The 4,334-nt window shown below is 67.7% G+C and carries 6 protein-coding genes; 1 reads left to right on the forward strand and 5 read right to left on the reverse strand.

What is annotated here, in order from left to right; all coding sequences use genetic code 11:
* The 5 genes from ACFU5M_RS34065 to ACFU5M_RS34085 form a co-directional block, all read right to left on the reverse strand.
* On the reverse strand, positions 1-268 hold a 268-nt coding region (locus ACFU5M_RS34065), incomplete at its 3' end, for a DUF202 domain-containing protein (protein WP_379055666.1).
* Positions 265-630, reverse strand: coding sequence for a YidH family protein (locus tag ACFU5M_RS34070; protein WP_379055668.1), 366 nt, complete (start codon positions 628-630; stop codon positions 265-267). The genes ACFU5M_RS34065 and ACFU5M_RS34070, both read right to left, overlap by 4 nt.
* The gene (locus ACFU5M_RS34075) at positions 627-776 is read right to left on the reverse strand and encodes a hypothetical protein (protein WP_379055670.1); all 150 of its coding nucleotides are present in this window, start codon (positions 774-776) and stop codon (positions 627-629) included. Before ACFU5M_RS34075 ends, ACFU5M_RS34070 begins: the two co-directional genes overlap by 4 nt.
* Before the next feature lie 404 nt (positions 777-1,180).
* Positions 1,181-1,912: an acetoacetate decarboxylase family protein gene (locus ACFU5M_RS34080; RefSeq protein WP_379055672.1), complete on the reverse strand. Its 732-nt coding sequence runs from the start codon at positions 1,910-1,912 to the stop codon at positions 1,181-1,183.
* A gap of 155 nt (positions 1,913-2,067) precedes the next feature.
* Positions 2,068-2,811: a TetR/AcrR family transcriptional regulator gene (locus ACFU5M_RS34085; protein ID WP_379055674.1), complete on the reverse strand. Its 744-nt coding sequence runs from the start codon at positions 2,809-2,811 to the stop codon at positions 2,068-2,070.
* A gap of 54 nt (positions 2,812-2,865) precedes the next feature.
* Here ACFU5M_RS34085 and ACFU5M_RS34090 point away from each other — a divergent pair, with 54 nt between their 5' ends.
* A complete protein-coding gene (locus tag ACFU5M_RS34090) occupies positions 2,866-4,332 on the forward strand; it encodes an MFS transporter (protein ID WP_379055676.1) in 1,467 nt (488 codons plus the stop codon).
* Positions 4,333-4,334: the final 2 nt, after the last annotated feature.

A 4,334-nucleotide genomic window follows, 5' to 3' on the forward strand; every position in this document is an offset into this window, starting at 1 on the left:
GCGCGACCACGACCACCGCCACTGTCGTCGCGGCGATGACGCCGCCGCCTCGGGCGTAGTGGCCTCGGCGAAGCCCGCGATTGCGCAAGTAGCAGGCCCCGGCCAGCGCCGCCATCGCGATCGCGGCGCCGATGGGCGCGACCGCGACCGCGCGCCACCCGCCGGCGAGCGCCTGATGCACGAACAGCGTGCCGACGACCATCGCCGACACGGCGGTGCGCCGCCACGCCAGTGCGGTGCGTTCGGCGGACAGATGTGGCGCGCTCATCGCAGCAGCACCGCCACACCCGCCAGCACCGAGACGATGGCGATACCCGCCGACAGGATCGGCACAAGCACCGTCTCCGGCAGTGGATCGCCGCGCCGCATGGCGACGCCGACGCGCCGCCAGTGCGCGTACGCGCCGATCGCGACGACCGTCGCCAAGACCAGGCAACTCAGTGCGATCGCGCGCCGCAGTCCCGCGATCCGGAACGACTGGACCAGCGTGTGCACCGCGACGCCACCGGCCAGCAGCCCCAGCGCGGTCCGCATCCAGGCCAGGAAGGTGCGCTCGTTCGCGAGCGTGAAGCGGTAGTCGAGTTCCTCTTCGCCCTCTTCCGATTCGGCTTCCGGATTCGGCAGCGTCACGCCGCCTCGGTCCGGATCGAGCGACCCTGGGCATCCACCCGGGTACGGGCCGCGGCGCCGACCCCCGCGTGCCGAACGAAGTAGCGTCTCCCGGCGCGAGGTGATCGTCCGGCGCGCAGGTCGACGCCGGTCCGCACGATGGTCACACCGCACCACGCTAGCGGGAAGAGTGGAAACTCGTGGCCGGTCCTCACCGGCCGCGGGAAAGCGATCGATGCCGGCACGGGCGCTGAAGCGTTCGTCCTGGCATGCGCGCTCACCGTCGTATCGTTCGGAGGACCGACTGGAGGTCCGAGGGCGCCCCTACCCTTCAGCAACCATACTTTCCGAGCAGGTGAAACACGGCGCCCAGCTTGCGCGAGTTGCCATCCATCCCCCAATATGTCCAGCTCACAGCTTACTTCAGCCGCGCAACTCCGGTGGGTGACGATCACGGGCACACTCCATAGCTGAGAGCGTCGGCAAATGATTCGCTACGTCAGCGTAACCGGCGCCATGGGGACCGTCCACGATCCCCGCCCGCCCGTGACCGGGTGGTTACCGAGCGGCGTCAGACCGCCATCGCGTCCTCGAACGTCATGGCCAGTCGCGAGACGGACGAGGACATCACCGCGCGCCGCGGGAGGCCGAGCGACCGGAGTTCCGCGGCGATCTCGTGGTCCCCGAGAGTCAGTTCGGCCCCGCCGAAACGGGCTCGCATGCCCGAAGGCCACATCTGCCAGCGCGTGCAGCGGGTGACGCCGTCGATGTGCGAGTAGGCGTCGAACGAGGCCCCGGTGGCGCGGCGGTTCGGAGTCGCGAACCCGGGCCGTATCGCGAGATCCGCGATGAGCTGCCCGTTCTGATGCAACGCACCGCTGCGTGTCCGGCCACCGTGGTCGACGACGAATTCGGCGAGTTCCTTCGGAAACCCCCAGATACCACGCCCCGCGGCCAGGGTGAAATCACCGTCGACCGGCAGGCGGTGGATCAGCACACCGGCCTGCCCGGTCGCCAGCGCCCGCAGATCTCCGGATACCGACGCCGCGCCCGCGGTGTGATGGCGCACCATGAACGAGACGCCGAACTCGTTGTAGGGGCCCAGATCGCCGTCGACGTAGTCGACGAAGACCAGCGTGCACATCGCCCGGCCGCCCGGTAGCCGGAGAATCCGCAGGCCGGAGTAGTCGATGAGGCGCTGCGCAGGCTCGGCGGGCACCAGATAGGTAGCCATGAACGCGTGCGCGAGCCGGATGCGGACCGGCATGCGCACCTCTCGGCCGAGAACGATGTGCGTGCTCACGGAGACGCCTTTCTGCGCATCGGCGCCGGAGCGCGACGCGTGCCACGCGCACCCGAACGATGATCAGTCGTATAGAACAGGTATCAGTTCATAGGCACTCTACCGAGTACCTGCTCGCACTATGTCAGGAACAACCCGTTCCAGTTTTGCAGCTGTCACTCACCCGATACACGCGTTCGGGGAGACTCCGGAGATTCCGTCATGTTGCGCAGTCGCGCCTGCAAACCATCGAGGACACAGAGCAAGCCGAAGTCGAAGGCCATAGCGCGCCCGGCCTCCTGGTCGGCCGGCACGGTCGCCCGGTAGTCCGCGAGCATCTCGGGATAGTCACCCCCCACCTCGTCTATCACGCGCAGGATCCCGTCGGTGTCGATCTCGACTCCCTTCGACGCCTTCTCCCAGGCGATTTCGGGAGTCACCTGACCCAGAACGAAACACATCACCGTTCCGCTGGCCAGGTAGATGTCCACACCCTCGAACCCCGCCCGGACGAAGGCGCGGCGCAGCCGATCACTCAGCCGCAGCGAGTTGGGACCGATACTGGGCAGCCGCCCGACCAGCGAGACACTCCACGGATGCTCCCGCATGGACGCGCGCAAGCTGTAGGCGAAGGTGGTCAGCACTTCGCGCCAAGACGCCTGTTCGGGCTCCGGGATCTGCACCACCCCCCAGAACTGGTCGAGCACCAACTCCAGCAATTCCTCCTTGTTGGAGACGTGCCAGTAGAGACTGGTCGCACCCGCGCCCAGCTTCGCGCCGAGCTTGCGCATGCTCAGCGACTCCAACCCTTCGGCGTCGAGGATCTCGACCGCCGCGGCGATGATCTGCTCCCGGTGCAACCCGGATGTCTTGGGCCGGCGGGGTTGCTTGGTCCATACCGAGGCGAACTGCTTGGTCACGACACGATTCTATAATCGCTCGCACAGTGTTCGAGTTTCTCGTACGCTGTGCGAGTGGAATCGAACGTTGTACGAGACCCTCGCCGCTGGTGGGTCCTGGGGGTCCTCTGTCTGTCCTTGCTCGTGCTGATGCTCGACAGCACCGTGCTCAATCTCGCGATTCCCTCGCTGATCAGGGAGCTAGGCGCCACACCGTCGGACGTGCAGTGGATTCTGGACGCCTACGTGCTGGTCTTCGCCGGGCTCCTGCTCACCGCGGGAAGCCTGTCCGACCGGTTCGGCAGGCGGCGCGCCCTGATCACCGGACTGGCCGTGTTCGGCGTGGCGTCGCTGGGCGCCGTGCTGGCGACCGAACCGTGGCAGGTCGTGGCCGCCCGCGTCGCGATGGGCGTGGGCGGGTCGCTGTTGATGCCGTCGACCCTGTCGATCCTGATGACCACCTTCGCCGAGGACGAACGGCGCACGGCGATGGCTGCCTGGTCGACGGTCTCCATGGTCGGCATCGTCGCCGGACCCACACTGGGCGGCTTCCTGCTCCAGCACTACTGGTGGGGGTCGGTGTTCTTGCTCAATATCCCGGTGGCGGCGCTCGCGATCATCGCGGCCGTCGTGCTGATGCCGGAGACCACCGGCGAACAACGGCCGATCGACCTCGTCGGCGTCGTACTGTCCGTGGTGGCGCTGAGCGCGACGGTCTACGTGATCATCGAGCGGGAATGGAACATCGGCATGATCGTGCTGGCCGTCCTCACGGCGACCGGCTTCGTCGTCTGGGAGAGCCGATCGGCGCATCCCATGCTCCCGTTGGCGGTGTTCCGCAGCCGGGATTTCACGGGCACCTGTTTCACTCTGCTGCTGATGGTGTTCGGTATGGGCGCGGTCATGCTCATGCTCACTCAGTACCTGCAGTTCGTGCTCGGCTACGGCCCGATGAAGGCCGGGCTGGCGCTGTTGCCGTACGCCGTGGCGGCGGCGGTCTGCAACGGCCTCGGCGCGACGCTGGGCAAGACCCTGAGCAACAAGACGCTCATCGTGTCGGGTCTGCTCGTCATGGGTGTGGCCTTCGGCATCCTCGCGGCCGGAAGCGGATATCTGTGGGTCCTGGTCAGCATGCTGGTGATGGGCATCGGCGGCGGTCTGGCGGGTCCGGCCGCCTACGCGGCCATCATGAGCGCGATCCCGCTCCAGCACGCTGGTGTCGGCTCCGCGATGAACGACACGATCCAGCAGGTCGGCATGGCGATCAGCATCGCTATCCTCGGCAGCGTGCTGGCCGGCGTGTTCACCTCGAACATGCCCGCCGACATCCCTGACGCGGCGCGCGAATCCATCGGCGCCGCCTTCCAACTGGGCTACATCGAGCCCGCCAAGGACGCCTTCACCGCCGCCATGTCCACCGGGGCGTGGATCAGCGCCGGATTCAGTGTCGCCGCCGCCCTGCTCGGCGCGGTCCTGCTGCGCGCGCGGCGGCCGCAACCGGCGCAGCAGCAGCCGGAAACCGCTCCGGTCGCGCACGCCTGATC

Origin of the sequence: Nocardia sp. NPDC057455, from assembly GCF_042802775.1 — a bacterium.
Lineage (GTDB): Bacteria > Actinomycetota > Actinomycetes > Mycobacteriales > Mycobacteriaceae > Nocardia.